Origin of the sequence: Arthrobacter silvisoli (assembly GCF_003369445.1) — a bacterium.
GTDB classification, from domain to species: domain Bacteria; phylum Actinomycetota; class Actinomycetes; order Actinomycetales; family Micrococcaceae; genus Arthrobacter; species Arthrobacter silvisoli.
On sequence record NZ_QRCU01000078.1, the window covers coordinates 126,702 to 152,115 of the forward strand.

Annotated in this window: 22 protein-coding genes; 16 read left to right on the forward strand and 6 right to left on the reverse strand. The window is 66.2% G+C overall.

From position 1 onward, the window contains the following. Positions 1–45 precede the first annotated feature (45 nt). Both dnaJ and DWV11_RS19760 read left to right on the forward strand, forming a co-directional pair. On the forward strand, positions 46–1,173 hold the full coding sequence (gene dnaJ, locus DWV11_RS19755; RefSeq protein WP_115790595.1) for a molecular chaperone DnaJ: 1,128 nt from the start codon (positions 46–48) through the stop codon (positions 1,171–1,173). A gap of 2 nt (positions 1,174–1,175) precedes the next feature. Further along, the gene (locus DWV11_RS19760) at positions 1,176–1,952 is read left to right on the forward strand and encodes a 16S rRNA (uracil(1498)-N(3))-methyltransferase (RefSeq protein WP_115790596.1); all 777 of its coding nucleotides are present in this window, start codon (positions 1,176–1,178) and stop codon (positions 1,950–1,952) included. Positions 1,953–2,003: 51 nt separating this feature from the next. Here the strand turns inward: DWV11_RS19760 and DWV11_RS19765 are convergent, their stop codons facing one another. Continuing rightward, complete coding sequence (locus DWV11_RS19765; protein ID WP_245953817.1) at positions 2,004–2,891, reverse strand: GerMN domain-containing protein; 888 nt, start codon at positions 2,889–2,891, stop codon at positions 2,004–2,006. A gap of 403 nt (positions 2,892–3,294) precedes the next feature. Here DWV11_RS19765 and DWV11_RS19770 point away from each other — a divergent pair, with 403 nt between their 5' ends. From DWV11_RS19770 to DWV11_RS19790, 5 genes are read left to right on the forward strand one after another with little or no spacing between them, the layout of a single operon-like run. Next, on the forward strand, positions 3,295–4,380 hold the full coding sequence (locus DWV11_RS19770) for a PhoH family protein (RefSeq protein WP_115790597.1): 1,086 nt from the start codon (positions 3,295–3,297) through the stop codon (positions 4,378–4,380). After that, positions 4,377–4,850, forward strand: a complete 474-nt coding sequence (ybeY, locus tag DWV11_RS19775) for an rRNA maturation RNase YbeY (RefSeq protein ID WP_115790598.1) — start codon at positions 4,377–4,379, stop codon at positions 4,848–4,850. The genes DWV11_RS19770 and ybeY overlap by 4 nt, the downstream gene beginning before the upstream one ends. Further along, positions 4,847–6,178: a hemolysin family protein gene (locus DWV11_RS19780; RefSeq protein WP_115790599.1), complete on the forward strand. Its 1,332-nt coding sequence runs from the start codon at positions 4,847–4,849 to the stop codon at positions 6,176–6,178. Before ybeY ends, DWV11_RS19780 begins: the two co-directional genes overlap by 4 nt. Beyond that, entirely contained in the window at positions 6,162–7,124 is a 963-nt protein-coding gene (era, locus tag DWV11_RS19785) for a GTPase Era (protein ID WP_115790600.1), read from the forward strand. Before DWV11_RS19780 ends, era begins: the two co-directional genes overlap by 17 nt. Before the next feature lie 46 nt (positions 7,125–7,170). Then, complete coding sequence (locus DWV11_RS19790; protein ID WP_425452090.1) at positions 7,171–8,766, forward strand: LCP family protein; 1,596 nt, start codon at positions 7,171–7,173, stop codon at positions 8,764–8,766. A gap of 123 nt (positions 8,767–8,889) precedes the next feature. Here DWV11_RS19790 and DWV11_RS19795 read toward each other — a convergent pair whose 3' ends face one another. Then, complete coding sequence (locus DWV11_RS19795) at positions 8,890–10,842, reverse strand: M13 family metallopeptidase (protein ID WP_115790626.1); 1,953 nt, start codon at positions 10,840–10,842, stop codon at positions 8,890–8,892. A 247-nt stretch (positions 10,843–11,089) separates the two neighbouring features. Here DWV11_RS19795 and leuA point away from each other — a divergent pair, with 247 nt between their 5' ends. The 3 genes from leuA to DWV11_RS19810 all read left to right on the forward strand — a co-directional run bounded on the left by leuA (position 11,090) and on the right by DWV11_RS19810 (position 14,498). Next, entirely contained in the window at positions 11,090–12,829 is a 1,740-nt protein-coding gene (gene leuA / locus DWV11_RS19800) for a 2-isopropylmalate synthase (RefSeq protein ID WP_115790601.1), read from the forward strand. A 95-nt stretch (positions 12,830–12,924) separates the two neighbouring features. Further along, positions 12,925–13,677 carry a DNA repair protein RecO gene (gene recO, locus DWV11_RS19805; protein ID WP_115790602.1) on the forward strand — a complete coding sequence of 251 codons (753 nt, stop codon included), beginning with the start codon at positions 12,925–12,927 and terminating at the stop codon, positions 13,675–13,677. A 2-nt stretch (positions 13,678–13,679) separates the two neighbouring features. Beyond that, positions 13,680–14,498 carry an isoprenyl transferase gene (locus tag DWV11_RS19810; RefSeq protein WP_115790603.1) on the forward strand — a complete coding sequence of 273 codons (819 nt, stop codon included), beginning with the start codon at positions 13,680–13,682 and terminating at the stop codon, positions 14,496–14,498. 29 nt (positions 14,499–14,527) lie between these two features. On the opposite strand, the gene DWV11_RS19815 is transcribed toward DWV11_RS19810, so the two are convergent. Genes DWV11_RS19815 through DWV11_RS19825 form a run of 3 tightly spaced genes read right to left on the reverse strand, consistent with a single transcriptional unit; the run spans position 14,528 to position 18,315 of the window. After that, positions 14,528–15,601, reverse strand: a complete 1,074-nt coding sequence (locus tag DWV11_RS19815; RefSeq protein WP_115790604.1) for an alpha/beta hydrolase — start codon at positions 15,599–15,601, stop codon at positions 14,528–14,530. Continuing rightward, a complete protein-coding gene (locus DWV11_RS19820) occupies positions 15,598–16,623 on the reverse strand; it encodes an alpha/beta hydrolase (protein ID WP_115790605.1) in 1,026 nt (341 codons plus the stop codon). The genes DWV11_RS19815 and DWV11_RS19820 overlap by 4 nt, the downstream gene beginning before the upstream one ends. A 9-nt stretch (positions 16,624–16,632) precedes the next feature. Continuing rightward, positions 16,633–18,315 (reverse strand): FAD-binding dehydrogenase, encoded by a 1,683-nt coding sequence (locus tag DWV11_RS19825; protein WP_115790606.1) that lies wholly within the window; start codon positions 18,313–18,315, stop codon positions 16,633–16,635. Between the two features lie 68 nt (positions 18,316–18,383). Between DWV11_RS19825 and DWV11_RS19830 the strand changes: the two genes are divergently transcribed. Then, positions 18,384–19,448 carry a quinone-dependent dihydroorotate dehydrogenase gene (locus DWV11_RS19830; protein ID WP_115790607.1) on the forward strand — a complete coding sequence of 355 codons (1,065 nt, stop codon included), beginning with the start codon at positions 18,384–18,386 and terminating at the stop codon, positions 19,446–19,448. 76 nt (positions 19,449–19,524) lie between these two features. Here the strand turns inward: DWV11_RS19830 and DWV11_RS19835 are convergent, their stop codons facing one another. Further along, on the reverse strand, positions 19,525–20,118 hold the full coding sequence (locus tag DWV11_RS19835) for a DUF3043 domain-containing protein (RefSeq protein ID WP_115790608.1): 594 nt from the start codon (positions 20,116–20,118) through the stop codon (positions 19,525–19,527). A 107-nt stretch (positions 20,119–20,225) separates the two neighbouring features. Here DWV11_RS19835 and DWV11_RS19840 point away from each other — a divergent pair, with 107 nt between their 5' ends. From DWV11_RS19840 to DWV11_RS19860, 5 genes are all read left to right on the forward strand, one after another. Then, the gene (locus DWV11_RS19840; RefSeq protein WP_115790609.1) at positions 20,226–21,656 is read left to right on the forward strand and encodes a dipeptidase; all 1,431 of its coding nucleotides are present in this window, start codon (positions 20,226–20,228) and stop codon (positions 21,654–21,656) included. Between the two features lie 155 nt (positions 21,657–21,811). Further along, entirely contained in the window at positions 21,812–22,189 is a 378-nt protein-coding gene (locus DWV11_RS19845) for a HesB/IscA family protein (RefSeq protein WP_115790610.1), read from the forward strand. Positions 22,190–22,365: 176 nt separating this feature from the next. Beyond that, positions 22,366–23,238: an aa3-type cytochrome oxidase subunit II gene (gene ctaC / locus DWV11_RS19850; protein ID WP_115790611.1), complete on the forward strand. Its 873-nt coding sequence runs from the start codon at positions 22,366–22,368 to the stop codon at positions 23,236–23,238. A gap of 10 nt (positions 23,239–23,248) precedes the next feature. After that, positions 23,249–24,970, forward strand: coding sequence for an aa3-type cytochrome oxidase subunit I (gene ctaD, locus DWV11_RS19855; protein WP_115790612.1), 1,722 nt, complete (start codon positions 23,249–23,251; stop codon positions 24,968–24,970). Next, positions 24,967–25,368, forward strand: a complete 402-nt coding sequence (locus tag DWV11_RS19860) for a cytochrome c oxidase subunit 4 (protein ID WP_115790613.1) — start codon at positions 24,967–24,969, stop codon at positions 25,366–25,368. The genes ctaD and DWV11_RS19860 overlap by 4 nt, the downstream gene beginning before the upstream one ends. The last annotated feature ends 46 nt before the right edge of the window (positions 25,369–25,414 follow it).

Below are 25,414 nucleotides of genomic sequence, written 5' to 3' on the forward strand. Positions count from 1 at the left end.
CCACCGCAGCAAGAACAGCAGGACAAGAAGGAAGAGAAACCGACTTTGAGCAGCCACTACGACGTCCTGGGCGTCTCCCCGGAAGCCACCGGCGAGGAGATCAAGAAGGCGTACCGCAAGCTTGCACGAAAGCTGCACCCCGACGTCAACCCGGGGGAGGACGTCGCGGAGAAGTTCAAGGCCGTCACCCACGCCTACGAGGTCCTTTCCGACCCCCAGAAGCGCCGTGTCTATGATGCCACCGGCAACGAAAACGGCACGGATAACGGCTTCGGCGGGGGCTACGCAGGCCAGGGCTTCGCCTTCCAGGACATCTTCGACACCTTCTTCGGCGGTGGCGGCGGCATGCAGGGCCCGGCCTCGCGCACCCGCCGCGGCCAGGACGCGCTGATCAGCGTCCGCGTCGACCTCAAGGACGCCGTGTTCGGCGTGAACAAGAAGCTTGAGGTCGACACCGCCGTCGTCTGCCCCACCTGCGAGGGCTCCTGCTGCCGCCCGGGCACCCACCCGGAACGCTGCGATATCTGCGGCGGCAGCGGCCAGGTCCAGCGCGCGGTGCGTTCCATCCTCGGCCAGGTCATGACCGCCGCCCCCTGCGGTTCCTGCGAAGGTTTCGGCACCATCATCAAGGACCCCTGCAACGAGTGCAACGGCCAGGGGCGCATCCGCAGCCGCCGTTCGCTGACCCTCAAGGTGCCTGCCGGCGTCGGCACGGGTACCCGCATCCAGCTTTCGGGCCAGGGCGAAGCGGGTCCCGCCGGGGGTCCGTCCGGCGACCTGTATGTCGAGATCCGCGTCAACAGCGATGCCACCTTCACGCGCGAGGGCGACGACCTGCACGCCACCTTGAGCGTGCCTATGACCGCGGCGGCGCTCGGCACCGAGATGACGTTCGAGACCTTCGACGGTCCGCAGGAAGTGGACGTTAAGTCCGGCACGCAGTCCGGCGAGGTCATCACCCTCCGCGGCCTCGGCGTCACCCACTTGCGCGGCTACGGCCGCGGCGACCTCAAGGTACACCTGCACGTCGAGACGCCGGGCAAGCTCGACGCCGCCCAGGAGGATTTGCTGCGCCAGCTCGCCAAGCTGCGCGGAGAGCAATTCACCGAAGGCAAGCTCGTTGCCAGCGGCGGCATGTTCGCCAAGCTGCGGGACAAGTTCGGTAACCTGTAGCGGTGAGCAACCCGGTCTTCTTTTCTCCGGCCGGAGCCCTTGACGGGCTGGCGCCCGGCGACACTTTCGTCCTTGACGGGGCCGAAGCCCGGCATGCCGTCACCGTCAAGCGCCTCGAAGCGGGCGAGGCGGTGGACATCGCCGACGGCGCCGGCCGGCGCCTGGTGGGCAGGGTCCTCGAGACCGGCCAGGGGACGCTGACCGTCGAGGCCGTGGAACTCCGCGAGGAGCCGCGGCCAGCCGTGCGGCTGGTCCTTGTCCAGGCGCTGGCGAAGGGCGACCGCGACGAACTCGCCATCGAAACGGCCACGGAACTCGGCGTCGACGCCGTCATCCCCTGGCAGTCGGAACGGTCGATCGTGCGCTGGAAGGGTGAGCGGGCCGCGAGGGCTCACGCCAAATGGCAGTCAGTCGTCTCGGCGGCCGCGAAGCAGGCCCGCCGGGCCTGGATCCCCGAGGTGCGTCCCGCCGTCGACGGCGCCGGCCTGGCCAAAGCGGTGGCGGCAGCCGATCTCGCCGTCATCCTGCACGAGGACGCCAAACGCCCCTTGCGCGCCGCCCTTGCGGAATGGCTTGAAGGACTGCCCGACGCCGGCACGGTCGAAGCGCGGGAAGTCCTGCTCCTCGTGGGACCGGAAGGCGGGATCACTCCGCGCGAAGTCACCCGGCTGGCCGACGAAGGAGCCGTGACCGCGCTGCTGGGCAACCACGTGCTGCGTTCCTCAACCGCGGGCCCGGCCGCGATTGTTCTGGCGAGCGACATCCTCGGACGCTGGTAGCCAGACCTCGGCGGGCTTTGCAGCGACGGCCGGATCAGCCGCTGCTAAAGGTCAGCCGACGTTGAAAGAGCGGGTGTCGGTGGATGCCGTCTCGCCGGCCTGGGCCGGCAAGGTGACCCGCAGTTCGTAGCGGCCGGTGCCGAGGCTGACCGTGAAGCTGAAGATGCCGCCCTGGCCGGGCACGGAGGACGCGGTGGTTCCACCGTCCAAGTACAGTGCCTTTTCGCCGCTCGCCGCTTCACGGAAGATCTGCCACTTCAGCTTTGCCCCCTCGATGGTGGCGCGGCCGTTGAACTTCACCGGGCCACTGGCCAAGGTGAGGTCTTCCTGGGGGTCGATGATCCAGACCGGTGCCACCGTGGAAGCGTCACGGACCATGGGGGTGCCCAGCTTGACCTGCCCGAAGGCCATAAAGTCCTTGTGGCCGTCCACCAGGATGACCACCTGGATCTGCTGCCCGGAGTCGATCAGTCCGGAACTTGCCGCGGCCGCCGTGGCCGTGTAGACGAGCTGCTGTACGGCGAGCTGGGCCATGCCGGCGTCGAGGTTCGAATTGAACGCATCACGGGACACATCCACCGTGACAACATTCTTTCCTGAGATCGACGTCGCGAGGTCACCGGGCGCCTGCCACGGGGTGAAGAAGTCGTGGTCGAGCGGCTTCGCCGTCATCATGGTACGCAGGGCGGTGGTGATGGGGTTTTCCGTGCCCGGGTTATCCCGGAATTCGCGGTGCAGCGCCACCCCACTGCCGTTGCGGCCGATCCAGTACACGGGAACCTTGCTCGAAGCCTGGGTTGTTTCCAGCGGCGCATTGCTGGAGGGAGTGTTCTGGACTTGTTGCCGTGCGGCTTCCGGGGTGCTGGCCGGTTCCACGGTTCCACCGTCGGCGATGCAGCCGTTCAGCAGGAGGGCAGAGGCCAGCGCGGAAACGAGCAAGACGGAAGGGTTCCGCCTGCCCTCCCTGCGGACGCTGGCTGCTGTTCTGATGGTGGATTCCTGCTGTTGGATGTCCCTGCCGCAGTGGCAGGAATTGACGCTGTCCCGCCGAAACGGGCAGATGGACTGTTTGTCCTTATTCAGCTTGGCACAGCCCGGAAGCCCACGCCGCCGCTTCCCTGATCCCCGGCTGAACTGAAACGCTATTGATACGCGGCCGATGCCGAGTTGATACCAAAGCAGCAGGCACCGGCCTCCCGGAGCTGCCTGGCGCCGCCGGGCCAGGGGTCTGCTGGCGTAGGATGGGAATCATTCCGGGAAACACCTGCCGCCGGCAGGCAAGGGACCCGGAACCGCACGCACACATCCACAGCGGAGGAGCATAGGCCACACGGCCAACACCATGACTGATTTGAACGGGCGGCCACGGGCTGGCAGCGCCGAGACGGTTCGAACTGAATTCCCACATTCTGTTCCGGGCCTCCGGACGGAAGTAGTCGTCTTCGACAACGCGGATCAGATGGTTCAGTCGCTGGGCAGCCACGACGAGGCGTTGCGGTACATCGAGGAGCAGTTCCCCGGCATCGACTTCCATGTCCGCGGCAACGAACTTTCCTTCAGCGGCCCGCCTGCGGATGTTCCCCGGATCATGCGCCTCCTCGAAGAAGTCCGTGCCTTGGTGGCCAAGGGAACGGTGATCAACCCCGAGGCCCTGAAGCAGTTGGTTTCGCTGCTGCGCAGCCAGTCGGTGCAAAGCCCGGTGGATGTGCTGACCCACAACATCCTCTCCAGCCGGGGCCGAACCATCCGGCCGAAGACGCTGAACCAGAAGAACTACGTCGACGCCATCGACGACAACACGGTCATTTTCGGCATCGGACCGGCAGGCACGGGCAAGACCTACCTGGCCATGGCCAAGGCCGTCCAGGCTCTCCAGATGAAGGAAGTCACCCGCATCATCCTCACGCGACCGGCCGTGGAAGCGGGGGAGCGGCTCGGCTTCCTGCCCGGAACCCTGAACGACAAGATCGATCCCTACCTGCGGCCGCTCTACGACGCCCTGCACGACATGATCGATCCCGAGTCGATTCCGCGGCTCATGGCGGCCGGGACCATCGAGGTGGCACCGTTGGCCTACATGCGCGGCCGCACCCTCAACGACGCGTTCATCATCCTCGACGAGGCCCAGAACACCACGCCGGAACAGATGAAGATGTTCCTGACCCGTCTGGGCTTCGGCTCGAAGATGGTGGTCACCGGAGACGTCACCCAGGTGGACCTTCCCTTCGGCTCGAACTCGGGCCTGCGCGTGGTCCGCGAGATCCTCGACGGCATCGAAGACGTGAACTTCACGATACTGGACGCCGGAGACGTCGTCCGTCACCGCCTCGTGGCCGATATCGTCTCCGCCTACAGCGACTGGGACGAGAAGCACCGCCAGCCGGCGCGCACAGCAGACAGCACCACGAAGCGGGGAACCCAGCAATGAGCATCGAAGTCAACAACGAATCCGGCGTGCAGGTCGACGAGGCCCAGTTGGTCACCTTGTCCCGGTTCATCTTCGAACGGCTGTACATCCACCCGCAGGCGGAGTTGTCCATCCTGCTCGTGGACGAGCCCGCCATGGAAAAACTCCACATCGAACTCATGGACGAACCGGGCGCCACCGACGTCCTCTCGGTGCCCATGGACGAGCTCACCCCGGGCACTCCGGACAAGCCCACGCCGCAGGGGATGCTGGGCGACATCGCTATCTGCCCCCAGGTGGCCGAGGTCCAGGCCCGCAACGCCGGGCACACCACCCAGGAGGAAATGCTGCTGCTGGCGACCCACGGCATCCTGCACCTCCTGGGCTACGACCACGCCGAACCCGAAGAAAAGGAAGAGATGTTCTCGCTCCAGCGTGAACTGCTGTCCTCCTTCCTCGGCAAGGACGCCCCCATGGAGACCATGCAGTGACCTCGCTCATCCTGGTCGGGATGGCACTTGTCTTCCTCAGCTTCGTCGCGTTGCTCACCGCTGCGGAGGCCGCCTTCAACTTCCTTCCCCGCCACGAGGCGGAGCTTGCTGTCGGCAATGGCAAGGGCGCGGCCCTGCGTCACATCCTCGCCAAACCGGTGGCCCACATGCGGGCCCTGCGCTTCTGGCGCGTCTGGTTCGAAATGGCAGCCGCCGTGGCCGTCGCCGTCGTCCTGCACAGCCTCCTGGACAACGTCTGGCTCGCCGGACTCGCCGCCACCGGCATCATGGCCGTCATCGGTTTCGTCCTGGTGGGCGTCTCGCCGCGGCAACTGGGACGGGCGCACTCCGGCGGGGTCGCCCGCTTCACGGCACCCCTGATCCGTTTCCTATGCTGGATCCTTGGCCCGGTCCCCGGCTGGCTGGTTTCCATCGGCAGCGCCGTCGCGCCGGGAGCGCCGGGAGGAGACGAGTTCTTCTTCAGCGAAGAAGAGTTCCGCGAACTGGTGGAACGCGCCACGGAATCGGACGTGATCGAGGATGACGAGGCCGAACTCATCCAGTCGGTCTTCGATCTCGGAGACACCCTGGTGCGGGCCGTGATGGTGCCCCGCACGGACATTGTGAGCATCGACTCCGGTTCCGGGCTCGAGGATGCCATGGCGCTCTTCCTGCGCTCGGGCTACTCGCGGATTCCGGTGATCGCCGGTGATGCGGACCAGATCCGCGGCATCCTGTATCTCAAGGACGTCGCAGCCGCCCTGCACCGCACCGACGTCCATGCTGCCGTCCACGACGTCGATTCCCTCGCCCGCGAGGCGCGTTTCGTCCCCGAGTCCAAGCCGGTGGACGAGCTGCTGAAGGAACTGCAGACGGAGTCCACACATGTCGCCGTCGTGATCGACGAGTACGGCGGCACGGCCGGCCTCGTGACGCTCGAGGACCTGATCGAGGAAATCGTCGGGGAGATCGTCGACGAGTACGACGCCGGCGTCGAGGACGCGAGCGACCTCGGCGACGGGAGTTACCGCGTCAGTTCGCGGATGAGCATCGACGACCTCGGCGAACTATTCGACATCGACCTTGACGACGATGAAGTGGACACCGTGGGCGGTCTGCTCGCCAAAGCCCTGGGCCGGGTGCCGATCGCCGGCAGCACGGTCGAAGTAGCGGGGATTTCGCTGCGGGCGGATAGGCTGGAAGGCCGGCGCAACCGGGTCAGCCACATCATTGCGGCCGCCGTGCCGAAGGAAGACACTGACCTAGACGGGCTTCTCGACGAGGCCGACATAAAGCAACAGGGAGTACCACGTGAGCAAGCACAGTAAGACCTTCGACAGCACCCAGGACTTCAGCGGCTTCCACGCAGGCTTTTCGGTCCTGGTCGGACGGCCGAATGCAGGCAAGTCCACGCTGACCAACGCCCTTGTGGGGCAGAAGGTGGCCATCACCTCGGCCAAGCCGCAGACCACCCGCCACACGATCCGCGGCATCGTCCACCGCGACGACGCCCAGCTCATCCTCGTCGACACCCCCGGACTGCACCGGCCGCGCACGCTCCTCGGCAAGCGGCTCAACGAACTCGTCGCGGACACCCTCGCCGAGGTGGATGCCATCGGCTTCTGCCTCCCGGCCAACGAAAAGATCGGCCCCGGCGACAAGTTCATCGCCGCCCAGCTCGCCGGCGTCGGCCGCAAACCGGTCATCGCGATCGTCACCAAGACCGACCTCGTGGACAAACAGGCCCTCACCGAACAGTTGCTCGCGGTGGCCGCACTCGGCAAGGAAGCCCTCGGCGGGGAAGGCTGGGCGGACATCGTGCCGGTGTCGGCCGCCGACGGCTTCCAGGTCAGCACCGTGGCCGACGTCCTCATCAGCCACATGCCGGCCTCGCCGCCGCTGTACCCCGACGGCGAACTCACCGACGAGCCCGAGGCCGTCATGGTGGCCGAGCTGATCCGTGAAGCAGCCCTTGAAGGAGTGCGCGATGAACTTCCGCACTCGCTCGCCGTCGTGGTCGAAGAGATCGTTCCGCGCGAAGGCCGCACGGAGGACAATCCCCTCCTGGACGTCCGCGTGAACTTGTTCGTCGAACGTCCTTCACAGAAAGCCATCATCATCGGCAAGGGCGGAAGCCGCCTGCGTGAGGTCGGTACCAGCGCCCGCAAGGGAATCGAAGCCCTGCTCGGCACAAGGATCTACCTCGACCTGCATGTCAAAGTCGCCAAGGATTGGCAGCGGGACCCCAAGCAGCTTGTGAGGCTCGGCTTCTAGCCACTGGGGAAGTTCACAGATTCGGGCCCTAAAATAGCCGGAATCCATGTTCCGAGGAAAGGTTGACCGAGTAGTGCGACGTCGTGAAACGCGCGTGCAGGAAAGCAGCGGGATCGGCAAGGCTGCGGCTGCACGCCATGGAGACGCGCCCGGCACACCCCGCCACATGCGGTTCCGCAAGCACCCCCTCTGGCTGAAGATCAGCGCCGGGGCGGTGAGCGTGCTCCTCCTGGCGGGCGTGGCCTTCGCGGCCTACTGGTTCATCCGCCTCCAGCTGAACATCACCAAGGCCCCGCTCAACGCCGGGGCCCAGAAGACCGAGGGCGACGCCAACGACGCCAAGGACCGCCTGCAGATCCTGATTCTCGGCTCGGACACCCGGGACGGCAAGAACTCCAAATACGGCAGCGCGGACGATTCCACCGGCTACGGCCACTCGGACGTCATGATGCTGCTGGACATTTCGGCGGACAACAAACGCGTCAGCATCATCAGCTTCCCGCGCGACCTGCTCGTGGACGTCCCCGAATGCACCGACCAGACCACCCACAAGAGTTACCCGGCGCGGTCCGGCGAGATGATCAACGCGGCCATGGCGGAAGCCGGCATCGGCTGCGCCGTCGACACCGTGAACAAGCTGACCGGCCTGGAAATCGACCACTTCATGATGGCTGATTTCAATGCCGTCAAGGAACTGTCCAACACGGTGGGCGGCGTTTCGGTCTGCATCAGCGACGCCGTCTACGACCCCGACTCCGGGCTGCGGCTGCCCAAGGGTACCTCCCAGGTGAAGGGTGAGCAGGCCCTGTCCTTCCTGCGCACCCGCCACGCCTTCGGAGACGGCAGTGACCTCGGCCGCATCCAGGCACAACAGGGCTTCCTCTCCTCGCTTGCCCGCAAGGTCAAGGATGACGGCACCCTCGGCAATCCCCAGAAGCTGCTCTCCATCGCCGATGTGATCACCCAGAACCTGACGGTCGACGAGGGGCTGGCCAACGTGCAGTCGCTGCTGACCATCTCCTCGCGCTTGAAGGACATCGACCTTTCGAAGGTAGCGTTCGTCGCGGTGCCCAACCGGCCCGCCGCGGCCGACCCCAACCGCCTTGAGCTGATGCAGCCGCAGGCCTCCCAGCTTTTTGCGGCAATGCGCGCGAACCTCGACCTGACCAAGCCGGGTGCGACGTCCACGCCGACGGCGAGCCCGACGGCGACAGCCAGCACCCCCGCAACCACCGCGCCGGTGACCAAGACCCCGGCAACCCTGCCCTACGACAAGTCCCTGCAGCCGGTCACGGTGGCTGACGGTTCCGGCGTTCCTGAGCATGCCCAGGAACTGGTGGCAGCCCTGGTCAAGGCCGGGTTCACCCAAGGCTCGCAGTTCGCTGCGGACCCGACGGCCAAGACAGCCGTCTACTACGCCGCCGGCTTTGAGGACGTCGCCAACGACGTCGCCAAGCTCTTCGGCATACCTGCATCCCAGGTCGAGGCCTCGACGGCGGTCAACGGGGTCCAGCTCTACGCCGGTTCCGACTTCACCTCCGGCCTCAAGTTCGGCACCGCATCCGTACCGGACAACGTCGTGAACCAGACCGCCGGCGACGTCAAGTGCCAGACGGCGAACCCCGCCCTCATCGTTCCCTGATGTACTCCGCAGTTCCCTGACGTTCACCCCAGCTCCGTGACGTTCACCCCAAGCGGCAGCGCCAACGGCGAAGGGCCGGACCGAGAATGGTCCGGCCCTTCGCCGTTGGCGGCAGCGTGAGAGCTACCAGATGCTGACCCGGTCCTCCGGGGAGCGCCACATGCCGTCGCCTTCGGCCACGCCGAAGGCCTCATGGAATTCGGAGAGGTTGCTGGCGATCGCGTTCGTCCGGAACTCGTTGGGGGAGTGGGGGTCGGTGGCCACCCGGCGGATGGCTTCCTCCGGACGGATCACCTGGCGCCAGCCGGCCGCCCAGGACATGAAGAAGCGCTGCCGGCCGGTGAGCCCGTCGAGCACGGGGGCGTCGGTGCCGTTCAGGCTCAGCAGGTAGGCCTTGTACGCGATCCCGAGGCCGCCCAGGTCGCCGATGTTTTCGCCCAGAGTCAATTTGCCGTTGACGTTGTGGCCGGGTGCTTCCTCCGGCGCGAGGGCGTCGAACTGGGCAACGAGCTTCGCGGTCAGCTTCTCGAAGGCCTCACGGTCCTCGGCGGTCCACCAGTTCCGCAGGGCGCCGCTGCCGTCGAACTGCGAGCCCTGGTCGTCGAAGCCGTGCCCGATTTCGTGGCCGATGACGGCGCCGATCCCGCCATAGTTCACGGCGTCGTCGGCTTCGGCCGTGAAGAACGGCGGCTGCAGGATCGCGGCGGGGAAGACGATCTCGTTGAGCAGCGGGTGGTAGTAGGCGTTCACCGTCTGCGGCGTCATGAGCCACTTGTCCAGGTCGACCGGCTTGCCGACCTCGTCAAGGTGGCGGTCGACGTCGGCGTTGTGTCCGCGCTCGACGTTCCCCAGAAGGTCGTCGGGGTCGATCTCCACGGCCGAGTAGTCGATCCACTTGTCCGGGAAGCCGATCTTCGGCCGGAACGCGTCCAGTTTCTTCAGCGCCTCTGCCTTGGTTTCTTCGCCCATCCAGGCCAGGCCCGTGATGCTCTGGCGGTAGGCCTCGGTCAGGCGGGCCACCAGCGCCTGCATCCGCGCCTTGTAGTCTTCGGGGAAGTGCCGTTCGACATAGATCTGGCCTACCGCCTCGCCCAGGGCAGCCTCGACGACAGCGACACCCCGCTTCCAGCGCTCCTTGTTCTGCGGGGTGCCGCTCAGGGTGGTGCCGTAGAAGCCGAAGTTCGCATCGACGAATGCCGCGGAAAGGTACGGGGCGGCCGCGTTGATGACCCGCAGGGCCAGCCACTCGCGCCAGGCAGCCAGGGATTCAGAGGCGAGGAGCCCGGCCGCACCGTTGAAGAAATCCGGGGTGCTCAGGACCAGCTCGCCGTACTTGCTGCCGTCGATGCCTGCGGAGTCGAACCATGAGGCGAGCAGGGGGAAGAGCTCAGCGGCCTCGTCGATTGTCTTCAGGTTGTAGGTCTTCTGCGGATCCCGCAGGGTCACCTTGTCCCAGTGGTGGGAGGCAAGCGCCTTCTCCAGCGCCACGACCCGGACGGCCGCTTCGCCGGCGTCGGGAATCCCCGCCAGCCCGAACACGGTGGCGACGTACCCGGTGTACGCCTCCACGATCGGGGCGAACTTTTCCTCACGGTAGTAGGACTCGTCCGGCAGGCCCAGCCCGCCCTGTCCGGCGTAGAGGAGCACCCGGTCCGGGTTGCCGGCGTCCGGCGCCGGGTAGATGGAGAACAGGCCGGACACATCGGAACGGAAGAGCCGGCCGGTCAGCTCCACCAGACCGGCGGTGTCCTCGACGGCGAAGACTTCGGCCAGGCGTTCCCGGATCGGATCGAACCCCTTCGCTTCCGCGGCCGCTTCGTCCATGAAGCTGTTGTAGAGATCGCCGATTTTTCGCTCGATTCCCGTGGCGCCGGCACCCTTGGCGGCGGCTTCCTCGATGATCGCCTTGACGGCCAGCTCCGCACTGTCGCGCAGGGAGGTGAAGGTGCCTTCGAGCGGCCTGTCATCCGGGATGGTCGTGGAGTTGAGCCAGGCCCCGTTGACGTGCCGGTAGAGGTCGTCCTGCGGGCGCACGCTTTGGTCGATGTTGGACAGGGTGATCCCGGACTGTGGCACGAAAGCTCCTTCGATGACGCGCAGCCGGCAGGGCACCGTCGCCGCGTCTGCATAGTGGACGTTGCTTCAGGTTATTGCACAGTCATCATACGCATCGTGTTACTGTGACATGGTGCGTGCAGGAATGCTTCTCCTTAGCTGCCGCGGCGGGGCCTCAAAAGCGATCAATCGCTAGGCCAATCCTCGCTGCGGAGTTTGCTATGCCCGGCCAATCTTCCTTCAAGATCCAAAGAAAAGGCCCTTAGTCATGCACAACGCACAACAGCCCTCCGGAATGCCGATCCACCGCTACCTGCCGTTCCAGGAGCAGATCAACGTTGAACTGCCGGACCGCACGTGGCCGGACAAGGTCATCACCAAGGCGCCGCGCTGGTGCGCCGTGGACCTGCGCGACGGCAACCAGGCACTGATCGACCCCATGAGCCCGGCCCGCAAGCTGAAGATGTTCCAGCTGCTGGTGAAGATGGGCTACAAGGAGATCGAGGTCGGCTTCCCCTCGGCCTCCCAGACCGATTTCGACTTTGTCCGCCAGCTGATCGAAGGCGGCCACATCCCGGACGACGTCACCATCCAGGTCCTGACCCAGGCCCGTGAGCACTTGATCGAACGGACCTACGAGTCCTTGGTCGGCGCGAAACAGGCCATCGTGCACCTTTACAACTCCACCTCCGTGCTGCAGCGCCGGGTGGTCTTCAACCAGGACGAAGACGGCATCCTGGACATCGCCCTGCAGGGTGCGCGCCTGTGCAAGAAGTACGAGGAAACCCTCACTGATACGCACATCACCTACGAGTACTCGCCGGAGTCCTTCACGGGCACCGAACTCGAGTACGCCGCCCGGGTTTGCAACGCTGTTGCGGACATCTTTGAGGCCTCCGCCGACAAGCAGGTCATCATCAACCTGCCGGCCACAGTCGAAATGGCCACGCCGAACGTCTACGCCGACTCGATCGAATGGATGCACCGCAACCTGCACCCGCGGGAGGGCATCATCATTTCCCTGCACCCGCACAACGACCGCGGCACCGGCGTCGCCGCCGCCGAGCTGGGCTACCTGGCCGGCGCCGACCGCATCGAAGGCTGCCTCTTCGGCAACGGCGAGCGGACCGGCAACGTTGACCTGGTCACGCTGGGCCTGAACATGTTCGTCCAGGGCATCGATCCCATGATCGACTTCTCCGACATCGACGAAGTCCGCCGCACCGTGGAGTACTGCAACCAGTTGCCCGTGCCTGAGCGTGCGCCCTACGGCGGCGACCTGGTCTTCACGGCGTTCTCCGGTTCGCACCAGGACGCCATCAAGAAGGGCTTCGAAGCACTGGAGAAGGACGCCCTCGCGGCCGGCAAGGCCGTGAGCGACTTCACCTGGCAGGTGCCCTACCTGCCGATCGACCCCAAGGACCTCGGCCGCAGCTATGAAGCCGTGATCCGGGTGAACTCGCAGTCCGGCAAGGGTGGCGTGGCCTACTTGCTCAAGAGCGAACACAGCCTGGACCTGCCGCGCCGGGCCCAGATCGAGTTCTCCGGTGTCATCCAGCACCGCACGGACACCATGGGCGGCGAAGTCAGCGGCGCCCAGCTGTGGGCCATGTTCCAGGACGAATACCTGCCCTCCAGCACCGAGGAAGGCCAATGGGGCCGCTATTCCCTGGGCGCCAGCCGCACGGAGACGGACGAGTCCGGCGAACTGACCCTGCACGCTGCGCTGCGGATCGACGGCAAGGAAGTGCAGCGCACCGGCACCGGCAACGGCCCTATCGCGGCGCTGCTGAGCATCCTGCGCGAAGACGGCGTCGACGTACGGGTCCTGGACTACAGTGAGCACGCCCTGTCCGAAGGCGGCAGCGCAAGCGCAGCAGCCTACGTCGAATGCGCCGTCGGCGAGCGGGTTCTCTGGGGTGTCGGCATCGACCCGAACACCAGCACTGCCGCCCTGAAGGCCGTAATCTCCGCCGTCAACCGGGCGGTCCGCTCGGTCCGCGCCTAGCGGCGGTCCGCGCTCGGCGGCCGTGCGGCGGAACTTCCTTCCGCCGCACGGCCATGCCGGACGCCACTGCGTCCGGCCTGGTGCGAAGATTAACTGTGGCCAACCCATCCTTTGCAGCCCGGTCCTACCGGGACGATGCCGTGGTGCTGCGCACCCACAAGCTGGGCGAAGCCGACCGCATCATCATTCTCCTGACCAAGCACCATGGCCAGGTCCGGGCGGTGGCCAAGGGCGTGCGCCGGACGAGCAGCCGCTTCGGTGCACGGCTCGAACCGTTCATGGTCGCGGACCTGCAGCTGGTTTCCGGCCGCTCCCTCGACGTCGTCACCCAGGCCGTGGCGAAGGGCGCCTACGGCACGGCGATCGCCTCCGATTACACCAGTTATACGGCCGCGGCAGCCATGGTGGAAACCGCCGAAAAGCTCAGCGATGCGGACGCAGATTCCGGCACTGCCCAGTACAACCTCCTCGTGGGCGCCCTGGCGTCGCTGAGCCGTGCAGCGCACCCTCCGGAATTGATCCTGGACTCCTATCTTCTGCGCGCCCTTGCGACGGGCGGCTGGGCGCCGAGCTTCACCGATTGCGCCCGTTGCGGCGCCCCGGGGCCGCACGCCGCCTTCTCCGCCCCGCTGGGTGGCATGGTCTGCGGCGACTGCAGGCCGCCCGGCTCGCCGGCTCCGGCCCCGGAGACGGTAGGCCTGCTGGGGGCGCTGCTCACCGGTGACTGGACGACGGCGGACGCCTCCGACGGTGTCCACCGGCGGGAGGCAGCGGGCCTGGTGGCCAGCTACCTGCAGTGGCATCTCGAACGATCCTTGAAATCACTCAAACACGTGGAGCGTAGCTGATAGTGGCATTGGCAAAGAAGACCTCACCTTCCCGCCGGAACAAGCCGGTGGTGGCACCGTATCCGCACCCTTCCGGTGCAGTCCCGCCGGCCATTCCTGCCGAGCTCGTACCGCAGCACGTGGCGATCGTGATGGACGGCAACGGACGCTGGGCCAACCGGCGCGGGCTGCCCCGCATCGAGGGCCATAAGGCCGGTGAACCCGCGCTGCTGGATGTCATGGCGGGTGCGATCGAGTTGGGCATCAAGTACGTCAGTGTCTACGCCTTCTCCACTGAAAACTGGCGCCGCTCCCCGGAGGAAGTCCGTTTCCTGATGGGATTTAACAAGGATGTGCTTCGACGTCAGCGCAACCAGCTGGACGAATGGGGAGTGCGGATCCGCTGGGCGGGCAGGCGGCCCCGCCTCTGGGGATCGGTGATCAAGGAACTCGAAGAGGCCGAGGAATTCACGCGGAACAACAGCACCTGCACCCTGACCATGTGTGTTAATTACGGTGGCCGTGCCGAGATCGCCGACGCCGTCGCAGCCATCGCCCGTGACGTGGCGGCCGGCAAGCTGAAGGCCTCGTCGGTGTCCGAAAAGACCATCCAGAAGTATTTGGACGAACCCGACCTGCCTGACGTCGACCTGTTCCTGCGCAGTTCCGGCGAGCAGCGCCTCTCCAACTTCCTGCTCTGGCAGTCCGCCTACGCCGAGTTCGTCTTCATGGACACCCTCTGGCCGGACGTCGACCGGCGCACGCTGTGGGACGCCGTAGAGATCTTCGCCAAGCGTGACCGCCGGTACGGCGGTGCGGTGGACGCGGCAGGCAAGGCCTGAGCGCTTCTTAACCCGTCCGTGCTGAATCGTCAGCCGGGGTAGGACTCCAGCCAGATCGCCACGTCGCGGTATGCCTGCTGGCGGACGACCCGGCGGGACAGGAACACGTCATGCAGCGCACCCGGGTAGCGGAAGACCGCCGTCCGGCGGCCAAGGCCCAGTGCCCGGCGCGCGGTCTCCTCGACGTCGATCACGGCATCCACGCGCATGAGCTCTGCGCTCCATTCGCCTTGGATCCGCGTGCGGCCGGACAGCATCACCAGCACGGGTGCGTCGATATCGAGCTTGCGTTCGACGGCGGCGTGCCCGGCCAGGACGGCTTTGCTCCACCCGGCGCGGATAGGGAAGGAAGCGCGCGGGCGCCACTGTGGATCGAGGGTCCACTCCCCGTGGGCCAGGCTGCTGACGCTTTCCCAGTAGGCGGGCATATCCGGTAACCGGAACGCCCGCTTGGGATCGGTCCGGGCAAAGGGTTCCACCAGGTGCATCGCAATGCTGCGGATGAGGCTGCTTCCCTGAAGCTCAAGCCAGGGCGAGTTGAGGATCAGTGTGGCGAGCCGCCCCGGGTGCCGGTCGGCCCAGAGGGTGGCGATGAGCCCGCCGAGGGAGTGGGCCATCATGTGCACTGTCGGCGGCGAAGTGGTCCCCGTGCGCCGGGCGACGTCGGCGTCGATGGCGGCGAGGGCTGCCTCGAGGTCCTCGTCGTAGACGGCAAGGTCCGTGGTGTAACCGGGGGTCTGCCATCGGCGGAGGCTGCGGCCGAATTTCCGCAGGTCGATCGCGTAGAAATGGAATCCCGACGCGGCAAGGCTTTCGGCCAGTTCGTTCTGCAGGAAGTAGTCCGCCCAGCCGTGCACGTACAGCACCACTCGCGGGGCCTTGTCATGGCGGGGCGCTTCCCTGCGGATTGCGTGGCGGGTGAGATCGGCGAACGCGTCACGGAGCCGCCGCGGCCGGGCAGTCGCCGGCGGGGGAACCGTGTAGCGAACGAGGGTGGCGCAGACCGGGCCTTCCTCATCGGGGGTCAGTTCCAACTCCAAGGCCTCGAAGTTCGCGCCGAGGAAGTCAGCCTGCCACGAAGCCTTCGTGCCCGGCGTACTCACTGGCGGCCGCCGTGGTCTGAATCGGCGTCACGGTCCGACCCGCCGTCGTCGTCCGCCATGAAGCCGCGGATCCAGCGGGCCAGCCGGGCGTAGGCGTCCTCGCGCACGGGGGAGGCGGACAGGAAGACGTCGTGCAGGCCGCCGTCGACCCGTTCCAGCGTGACGCTCCGGCCCAGTGTCATGGCTCTCAGAGCCATGATGTTCACGTCGAGGACGGCGTCCGAGTGCCGCATGGATTCCCTCCAGATCATTCCATTGGCGCTGGCCCCGGAGAGCAGCACGAGGATGGGGATGTCGATGTCCAGGCCGCGGGCCACACGGGTGTGGCCGCTGAGCACAGCACTTAGCCAGCCCGCCCGTAGCGGAAACGCCATCGGCGGCCGGTATTTCTCGTCCAGGGCCCATTCGCCTTCTGCGTTGCTGCTGATGCTGCGGTAATAGAAGCCGCGCTCAGGCAAACGGAGCACGGTCAGCGGGCGGACCCGGGCCATCGGCTTGAGCAGGAGTTGCGCGGCCTTGCGGACGAGTGAGCTCCCGTGCATCTCCAGCCAGGGGCTGTTGAGCACCAGGAACTGCACCATTCCAGCGTGCCGGCTGACCCAGAGCGCGGCCACGAGCCCGCCGGTCGAATGGCCCATCAGGGTCAGGGGCGCCGGGCCACCGTTCGCCGCTGCCCCGGACCGGATCATGTCGATGGCTGTGCTGATCTCGGCGTCGTAGTCGTCCAGGTGCGCCACATAGCCGCCCGTGCTGTCCTCGCCCAGGTTCCTGCCGTGGTTGTGCATGTCGAGCGCGTAAAAACGGAACCCCTGCTGTGTCCAGAACTCGGCCAGCGCCACATTGAAGAAGTAGTCGCTCCAGCCGTGCAGGAACAGCACCGCGCCCTTGGCCGGGGCCGGCTGCTGCTCCGGGCCGGGGACATGCCGCACCAGCGTGGCACGCCTGGTAACCCCGTCCACGCCGCGGGCCTCAAAGGCACAGCTTTCGAAATCGGTGCCAAGGATGTCGGTCTGCCACTCCACGGGACCAGCTTAGACAGAAGCTGCCGCTTCGAGCCCGGCTGCCCGGCCTGAAAACAGGCAGCCGCCAAGGAAGGTCCCCTCGAGGGCGCGATAGCCGTGGATTCCGCCGCCGCCGAAACCAGCGGCTTCCCCGGCCGCGAAGAGACCGGGCAGCGCAGACCCGCTCCCGTCCAACACCCGGGACTGCAGGTCCGTTTGCAGTCCGCCGAGGCTCTTCCGGGTCAGGACCGAGAGGCGCACGGCCACCAAGGGGCCGTGGGCGGGGTCTTCAAGCGGGTGCGGCGGGGCGACCCGCATCAGTTTGTCGGTGGCGAAATGCCTCGCCGCCCGGACCGCGGCCAACTGAAGGTCTTTGCCCAGCCCGGTGGAGAGTTGCTGGTCCCGTTGCCTGATGAGGGATTCGAGCGCGCCGGGGTCGATCAATGCATTGCCGGCCAGCGTGTTCATCCGTTCCGCAAGGTCCCGCGGCATAGCGGCCTGCAGGAAGTCTGTACCCCGTTCCAGGAAGGTGCTCAGCGGCGTCGCCGCCCCCTTGCGGAGCCTGGCCGCCAGGAGCCGGACGTCCCGGTTGCTGAGGTCCGGGTTCTGTTCGGATCCGGACAGCGCGAATTCCTTCAAAGCGATGGTCCTGTTGCAGACGAACCAGGAATAGTCGTGCCCGGAAGCGACGATGTGCCGGAGCGCGCCCTGCGAATCGAAGCCGGGGAAGAGCGGGGGCGGAAGCTGCCTGCCCATCGCGTCGAGCCATAACGACGACGGCCCCGGCAGGATGCGTATGCCGTGCCGCGGCCACACGGGGGAGTGGTTGTGGACCCCTTCCGGGTAGTGCCACATGCGGTCACCGTTGATGAGCGCAGCCCCGGATTCCCGGGCCGCGGCGAGGAACTTCCCGTCCACCGAGGCGGGAACGCCGCTGAGCAGCCGGTCCGGTGCTGCGCCTCCCGGCCACAGGCTCCGGACCATGGCGTGGTTGCCGCCGATTCCGCCGCTGGCCACGATCACCGCCCCGGCGCAGGCCTCAAAGCTTCCGACGGCGGTCCGGGACGAAGCGGCGCCCCGCGCCGCAGCGGAGTCCTCCAGGACATCGCCGGTTACCCCGCTGATCCGGCCCGCCGATGTCGCCAGCGCACCCGCCCGATGCCGGAAGTGCAGGCTGATCCGGCCCGCGGCGACGCCTTCGGCGAGCTTGGCGAGAAAGGGCTCCAGCAGGCCCGGGCCGGTGCCCCAGACGACATGGAAGCGGGGCACGGAATTGCCGTGGCCTGCGGGGCCATGGCCGCCGCGTTCCGCCCATTGCACCAGCGGGAACAGCTTCACTCCCAGGGCACGCAGCCACTGTCGCTTCTCGCCGGCGGCGAAGTGCACGTACGCCTCGGCCCAGCGGCGCGCCCACAGGTCCTCGGGCCGGTCGAAGGCTGCCGAAGAAAGCCAGTCGCCGAGGGCAAGGTCCGCGGAGTCCCGCACCCCGAGGCGCCGCTGCTCCGGACTGTCCACCAGGAACAGGCCGCCGAAGGACCAGTGCGCCTGGCCGCCAAGCGAGGCTTCGGGTTCCTGGTCGATGATGGCCACACGGCGGCCCGCGGCGTACGCCATAGCGGCCGCGACCAGCCCCGACAACCCCGCCCCGACCACCAGGACATCGCTCTCGATCACACGGTGGCCAAGGGTGCGGATTCCGCTGTTCGCCGACATGCCAACATGCTACTCCCGGGTAATGACGCCGGTTTGGTGCGCGGCGCGGAAGACGGAAAACTAGGGGTATGCGCATCTACCCCACATTCTTCAAGCTTGCCTTCTCCTGGATGGATGCCGAAAAGGCCCACAAGATCGGTTTCCGTGCGATCCGCTTGGCCCACTCGAGCGGCGCCGGTCGGATCCTGGGCAGGTTCACCGCCCCGCATCCCTCCCTCCGGACCGAGGCCCTCGGCCTGACCTTCCCGTCCCCGTTCGGCCTGGCTGCGGGCTTCGACAAGGAAGGGCATGGCATCGAGGCCCTGAGCGAACTGGGCTTCGGGCATGTCGAAGTGGGCACCATCACCGGACAGGCGCAGCCCGGCAATGAGAAACCCCGCCTGTTCCGCCTCGTCGAAGACCGCGCCGTCATCAACCGCATGGGCTTCAACAACGACGGCGCTTCGGCGGTGGCTCCCCGCCTCAAGGCCGCCCGGGCCGGGCTGCAGAGGGCACACGCCGGCGTCCGGCCTGTCATCGGCGTCAACATCGGCAAGACCAAGGTGGTGGAACTCGAGGACGCGGTGGAGGACTACCTCGTCAGCGCCCGGAGCCTTGCCCCTGCGGCGGATTACCTCGTGGTGAATGTCAGTTCCCCGAACACTCCGGGACTGCGGCTCCTGCAGAACGTCGAAACCCTGCGTCCGCTGCTGTCTGCGGTGGGGGAGACCGCGGACCACGCGGCCGGGCGCCATGTTCCACTGCTGGTCAAGATCGCCCCCGACCTCAGTGACGAGGACGTCGACGACGTCGCCCGCCTGGCCCTCGACCTGGGCCTGGACGGGATCATCGCCACCAACACCACCATCAGCCGGGACGGACTGGCGTCGGACGCCGCCAAGGTAGAGGCCTGCGGCGCAGGCGGACTCTCCGGGGCACCGTTGAAGCAGCGCTCACTGGACGTGCTCAAGCGGCTGAAGGCCGCCGTCGGGGACCAACTGGTTCTTATCGCCGTCGGCGGCGTGGAAACCGCCGCGGATGTCCAGGAGCGGCTGGACGCGGGCGCCACCCTGGTCCAGGGCTATACGGCATTCCTGTACGAAGGACCCTTCTGGGCCGCGCGGATCAACAAGGGCCTGGCCAAGGGGCGCTGACACGTGCACTACTGACACGGGCAAATGCAGAAGGGCCCCGGAACTGTCGTTCCGGGGCCCTTCTGCATGCGGAGTCCTACGAAGGGTATTCGCCGCGCTTGACCAGCGGCTTGGGCAGGCGCAGCTTCCGGAACTGCAGCGAGCGCATGCTTCCGTACCAGACAGTGCCGCGCTCGACGTCGCCGAACTTCTGCGTCAGGGCCTTGCGGAGCTTGCGGGACAGGATGAAGACGTCCACGAAGACGGCGAGGAACATCACCCAGAAGCCGATCAGGACATATGTCAGGGCATCACTGGACTGCGGGATGACAAAGGAAACCACCACGAATGCGAGGGCGCCGAACATCAGGTATTCCCCCAAGTTGAAACGGGCGTCCACGAAGTCCCGCGCAAAGCGCTTCTGCGGACCCTTGTCGCGAAGCGGCAGGTAGCGCTCGTCGCCGGTGTCGAGGGCTTGGCGCGTCTTCTGGCGCTGGTCCTGGATGGCCATCCGTTCGGCCTCCTTCGAGGCCTTCCGGTCGCTGGGGACCAAGGGCCGCTTGCGCGCTGCCTCCTGGTCCTTGCGCTTGGGTGTGGGAGCACCCTTGCCCGGCCCCTTTGCGGCGGCGTCGGCGGCAAGCTGGTCTGTTGAGTCCTGAGCGCTGGGCTCTTCCTTTTTACGTCCAAACACCAGTACAGAGTACCTGCCGCAGCGTGACCGGGGCGACACTGCGACGCGCGCAGGCGCGAGGGGACCGCTGGTTCCGGCGGTCCATACTCGGCGGTAGTGTTTTCGCCATGACTTCCACTCATGCGGAGACCCCGCAGAACAAAGCCGGAACCCCCGGCGCCGTCGACGCCGCCGCCCTGAGGGCCGCCGTCGACGCTTCCTTCGACCTGACTCTGGCGCGGCTCAAGACGCTCGTCGCCGTTCCAGGGATCGCCTGGAGCAGCTTCGACCCCTCGGAGCTTGACCGCAGCGCCGAGACGGTCGCCGCCCTCGTTCGTGAATCGGGCTTCAGCGACGTCCAGATCCTGCGCTGTAACAAAGAGGACGGCAGCCCGGGTGGTCCCGCCGTCGTTGCCCGCCGCCCTGCCGCGCCGGGCAAGGCGACCATCCTCCTGTACGCCCACCACGACGTCCAGCCTCCGGGGGAGCGCGCCCTGTGGGATTCGGAGCCCTTCATTGCAGAAGAGCGGGGCGGCCGGCTGTATGGTCGCGGCGCCGCGGACGACAAGGCCGGCATCATGGCCCACCTCGCCGCGTTCTCCGCCGTCAGCGAGGTCCTGGGCGAAAACTTCGGCCTCGGCGTCACGCTTTTCTTCGAGGGCGAGGAGGAAGCCGGTTCGCCGACGTTCCGCACCTTCCTGGAGACGCACCGGGAGCTTCTGCGCGCCGACGTGATCGTGGTGGCCGATTCCAGCAACTGGAAGGTCGGCGTTCCGGCCCTGACCACCAGCCTTCGCGGCTTGGTCGACGGGACCTTCGAAGTGCGCGTGCTGGAGCACGCCGTGCACTCGGGGATGTTCGGTGGTCCCGTGCTGGACGCACCCACCATCCTTTCCCGCCTGATCGCCACCCTGCACGACGATGCCGGGAACGTCGCAGTTCCCGGACTGCTCGCCAAGGACCAGGTGGCGGTGGACCTCGACGAGGCCCAGTTCCGCGCCGATGCCTCTGTGCTCGACGGCGTCAGCCTGGCAGGAAGCGGAAGCATCGCTTCCCGGCTCTGGACCAAGCCGGCCTTGTCGATCATCGGGATCGACGCACCCGCCGTCGATGTTGCTTCCAATACGCTCATTCCATCTGCCCGGGCGAAGTTCAGCCTGCGCCTGGCACCGGGCCAGGACCCGGAGGCCGCCATGGCAGCCGTCGAAGCGCACCTGGTGGACAAGGTCTCCTTCGGTGCCCGGGTCACGTTCACGCCGGGGGAGCGCGGCAACGCCTTCGCCACCGACACCTCCTCGGCCTCCGCCCGGATCGCCATGTGGGCATTGGGAGAGGCTTGGGGCGTCCCGGCCGTGGAGATGGGCATCGGCGGGTCCATCCCGTTCATCGCCGACCTGACCGAGGTCTACCCGGAAGTCCAGATCCTCGTGACCGGCGTCGAGGACCCGGACTCCCGCGCCCATAGCGCCAACGAGTCACTGCACATCGACGATTTCCGCAGAGCCGTCCTTGCCGAGGCGCTGATGCTTGCACAGCTGGATTCCTCGGGGCTGGCATAGCCGCCGGGAACAACGGAAGCTGCCCGCTGGTTACGGTTGAAGTTATAGCTATGCGTCCGTGCGACGTAGCATTGAGCTGTAACCCGAAAGCAAGTGGGTAAGGGCATGCAGTGCGCAGGCACTGCATGCCGCAAGCGTCATAGTTAGGTAGGCCAATGAGCACTGCAACAAACGAAAACACCACCGCCACCGGCGGGGAGCTCCCGGTGCACGGCGTGAATCTCACCGACGTCGCCGCCGGCAAGGTCCGGAGCCTCCTTGAGCAGGAGGGCCGTACCGACCTTCGCCTGCGCGTGGCTGTGCAGCCGGGCGGCTGCTCCGGCCTGATCTACCAGCTGTATTTCGACGAGCGGCTGCTCGACGGCGACGCCGTCCGTGATTACGAGGGCGTTGAGGTCGTCGTGGACAAGATGAGCGTTCCGTACCTGGATGGCGCCAGCATCGACTTCGAAGACACCATTTCGAAGCAGGGCTTCACGATCGATAACCCGAATGCAGGCGGCTCCTGCGCCTGCGGCGATTCATTCCACTAAGCAGGGAAGGCCGGCCGTGGTGCGGCGGGACAGCTTCAGGTTGTTCCGACGCACAGCCGCGGCGTGTCAGCGAAAATCCCTGCGTAGCGGTAAGCTCTACATCGGGTAGTAAAACTTAGTGTGCCCGGCGCGCCCTTCGGCCTGCCGGGCTACAGCAACAAGAGGAAGGGCCGTCTGTGAGTTCGCAGAACCGAACCGGCAGCCGACGCACAAAGATCACTACGATCACTGGCTTGGCACTAGCCGGCGCGTTGGTTTTGACCGGATGTTCGTCAGAGGTTGAGAAGGGTTGGCTCCCCACTGAACGGGGCACCACCAACCACACCGATCGCATCATGGACCTCTGGGTCAACTCATGGATCGCGGCCCTCGCGGTCGGCATCATCACCTGGGGCCTCCTGGTCTGGTGCATCATCGCCTACCGCCGCCGCAAAGGCACCGTCGGGTTCCCGCGCCAGCTGAGCTACAACCTCCCGCTCGAGGTCTTCTACCTGACCATCCCGCTGTTCATGATCCTGGTGTTCTTCTACTTCACCGACCGTGACCAGCAGGCGATCGATGACCGCTCCAAGCCGGCCGACGTCGTCGTTGACGTCCGCGGCAAGCAGTGGGCCTGGGACTTCAACTACAAGAAGGGCTCCGTGGTCAGTGAAGACCTGCACGAAGCCGGAGTCCAGGCGCACCTCACGGGCAACACGATCGACAAGGACAAGCTGCCCACCCTGTACCTGCCGGTGGGCAAGTCCGTCGACCTGGAACTGAACTCCCGCGACGTCATCCACTCCTTCTGGGTTCCCGCCTTCCTGCAGAAGCGCGACATGATCCCGGGCAAGACGAACTACATCAGGTTGACCCCCACCAAGGAGGGCACCTACGACGGCAAGTGCGCCGAACTCTGCGGTGAATACCACTCCGAGATGCTCTTCCGCGTCAAGGTTGTCTCCGAGTCTGAATTCCAGGCCCACATGGAGAAGCTGCGCCAGGACGGCAACACGGGCCTTCTCGACGAGAAGTACGACCGCAACCCGAACCTGAACGAAATTAAGTAAGGGAAGCGACGTGTCTACTTACACCCAACCCGCCGGAGTCCTCGAGTCTCCAGTCGTGCCGAAATCCAAGGGACGCATCGTCGTCAACTGGATTACCTCCACTGACCACAAGACCATCGGGTACATGTACCTGATCGCCTCCTTTGTGTTCTTCTGCCTCGGCGGCGTCATGGCGCTGCTCATCCGCGCCGAGCTCTTCGAACCGGGCATGCAGATCCTGCAGACCAAGGAGCAGTACAACCAGCTCTTCACCATGCACGGCACGGTGATGCTGCTGATGTTCGCCACGCCGCTCTTCGCCGGCTTCGCCAACGTCATCATGCCTCTCCAGATCGGTGCTCCCGACGTCGCCTTCCCGCGACTGAACGCCCTGGCCTTCTGGTTCTTCCTGTTCGGCTCCACCATTGCCGTCTCCGGCTTCATCACCCCGCAGGGTGCCGCGTCCTTCGGCTGGTTCGCCTACGCGCCGCTGTCGAACACCACGTTCAGCCCCGGCGTCGGCGGTGACCTCTGGGTCTTCGGCCTCGCACTGTCCGGTTTCGGCACCATCCTCGGTGCGGTCAACTTCATCACCACGATCATCTGCATGCGTGCCCCCGGCATGACCATGTGGCGCATGCCGATCTTCACTTGGAACACCCTCGTCACGGCCATCCTGGTCCTGATGGCGTTCCCGCCGCTGGCCGCAGCCCTGTTCGCCCTGGGCGCCGACCGCCGCTTCGGTGCGCACATCTTCGATCCCGAGAACGGCGGTGCCGTCCTTTGGCAGCACCTGTTCTGGTTCTTCGGCCACCCCGAGGTGTACATCATCGCCCTGCCGTTCTTCGGCATCGTCTCTGAGATCTTCCCGGTCTTCAGCCGCAAGCCGATCTTCGGCTACAAGGGCCTGGTCTACGCGACCATCGCCATCGCCGCCCTGTCCGTGACCGTGTGGGCACACCACATGTACGTCACCGGTTCGGTCCTGCTGCCGTTCTTCGCCTTCATGACCATGCTGATCGCGGTTCCCACCGGCGTGAAGTTCTTCAACTGGATCGGTACCCTCTGGCAGGGTTCCATCACCTTCGAAACCCCCATGCTTTGGAGCATCGGCTTCCTGGTGACCTTCCTCTTCGGTGGCTTGACCGGCATCATCCTGTCCTCCCCGCCGCTGGACTTCCACGTATCCGACTCCTACTTCGTGGTGGCGCACTTCCACTACGTGGTGTTCGGCACCGTCGTGTTCGCGATGTTCGCCGGCTTCTACTTCTGGTGGCCCAAGTGGACCGGCAAGATGCTCAACGAGCGCCTCGGCAAGATCCACTTCTGGCTCCTGTTCCTGGGTTTCCACGGCACCTTCCTGATCCAGCACTGGCTCGGCGTCGAGGGCATGCCCCGCCGTTACGCCGACTACCTGGTCGAGGACAACTTCACCTGGATGAACCAGTTCTCCACGATTTCCTCCTTCGTCCTGGGCGCTTCCCTGCTGCCGTTCTTCTGGAACGTGTACATCACCTGGCGCAGCAACAAGAAGGTGGAAGTGGACGACCCGTGGGGCTTTGGTGCCTCCCTCGAGTGGGCGACTTCCTGCCCGCCGCCGCGCCACAACTTCACCTCCCTGCCGCGCATCCGCTCGGAGCGTCCGGCCCTCGACCTGCACCACCCTGAGCTGTCCCAGGCGCACACTGTCCAGGCCCCGGAACCCGCAGCTGACCTGCTGGGCAACGCTGATCAGAAGGACATCCGCAAGTGAAAATCGAATCGTGGCTCTTCGGAGCCGGAGTCTTCTTCTTCGTCCCGGTCTCCCTTGCCTACGGCTTCCTGACCCACTGGTCCGAATGGGTCGGTATCCTGGGGATCCTGCTCGTCGGCGGCCTCGCCGGCATGATCGGTGCGTACCTCGGCTTCACCGGCAAGCGCATCGGCCTGCGTCCTGAGGACCGTCCCGACGCCGAGATCCACGAAGGTGCCGGCGAGCAGGGCCACTTCAGCCCGTGGAGCTGGTGGCCGCTGGTTCTCGGTCTCGCCTGCGCCGGTGGCTTCCTCGGTCTGGCAGTCGGCTTCTGGATCGTGTTCGTTGCCGCCGGCCTCGCCCTCGTCGCGCTGGTCGGCTGGGTCTTCGAGTACAGCCGCGGCGACCACGCCCACTGAAACGTCCATAACAACGACGGCGGGCCCCACCTTGAAGGTGGGGCCC

Bases quoted from the DNA above. Each gene is read 5' to 3' on its own strand.
- DWV11_RS19770 (WP_115790597.1), top strand. From the start codon at position 3,295: ATGACTGATTTGAACGGGCGGCCACGGGCTGGCAGCGCCGAGACGGTT.
- ybeY (WP_115790598.1), top strand. From the start codon at position 4,377: ATGAGCATCGAAGTCAACAACGAATCCGGCGTGCAGGTCGACGAGGCC.
- DWV11_RS19790 (WP_425452090.1), top strand. From the start codon at position 7,171: ATGTTCCGAGGAAAGGTTGACCGAGTAGTGCGACGTCGTGAAACGCGC.
- leuA (WP_115790601.1), top strand. From the start codon at position 11,090: ATGCACAACGCACAACAGCCCTCCGGAATGCCGATCCACCGCTACCTG.
- DWV11_RS19825 (WP_115790606.1), bottom strand. From the start codon at position 18,315: ATGTCGGCGAACAGCGGAATCCGCACCCTTGGCCACCGTGTGATCGAG.
- DWV11_RS19830 (WP_115790607.1), top strand. From the start codon at position 18,384: ATGCGCATCTACCCCACATTCTTCAAGCTTGCCTTCTCCTGGATGGAT.
- DWV11_RS19840 (WP_115790609.1), top strand. From the start codon at position 20,226: ATGACTTCCACTCATGCGGAGACCCCGCAGAACAAAGCCGGAACCCCC.
- DWV11_RS19845 (WP_115790610.1), top strand. From the start codon at position 21,812: ATGAGCACTGCAACAAACGAAAACACCACCGCCACCGGCGGGGAGCTC.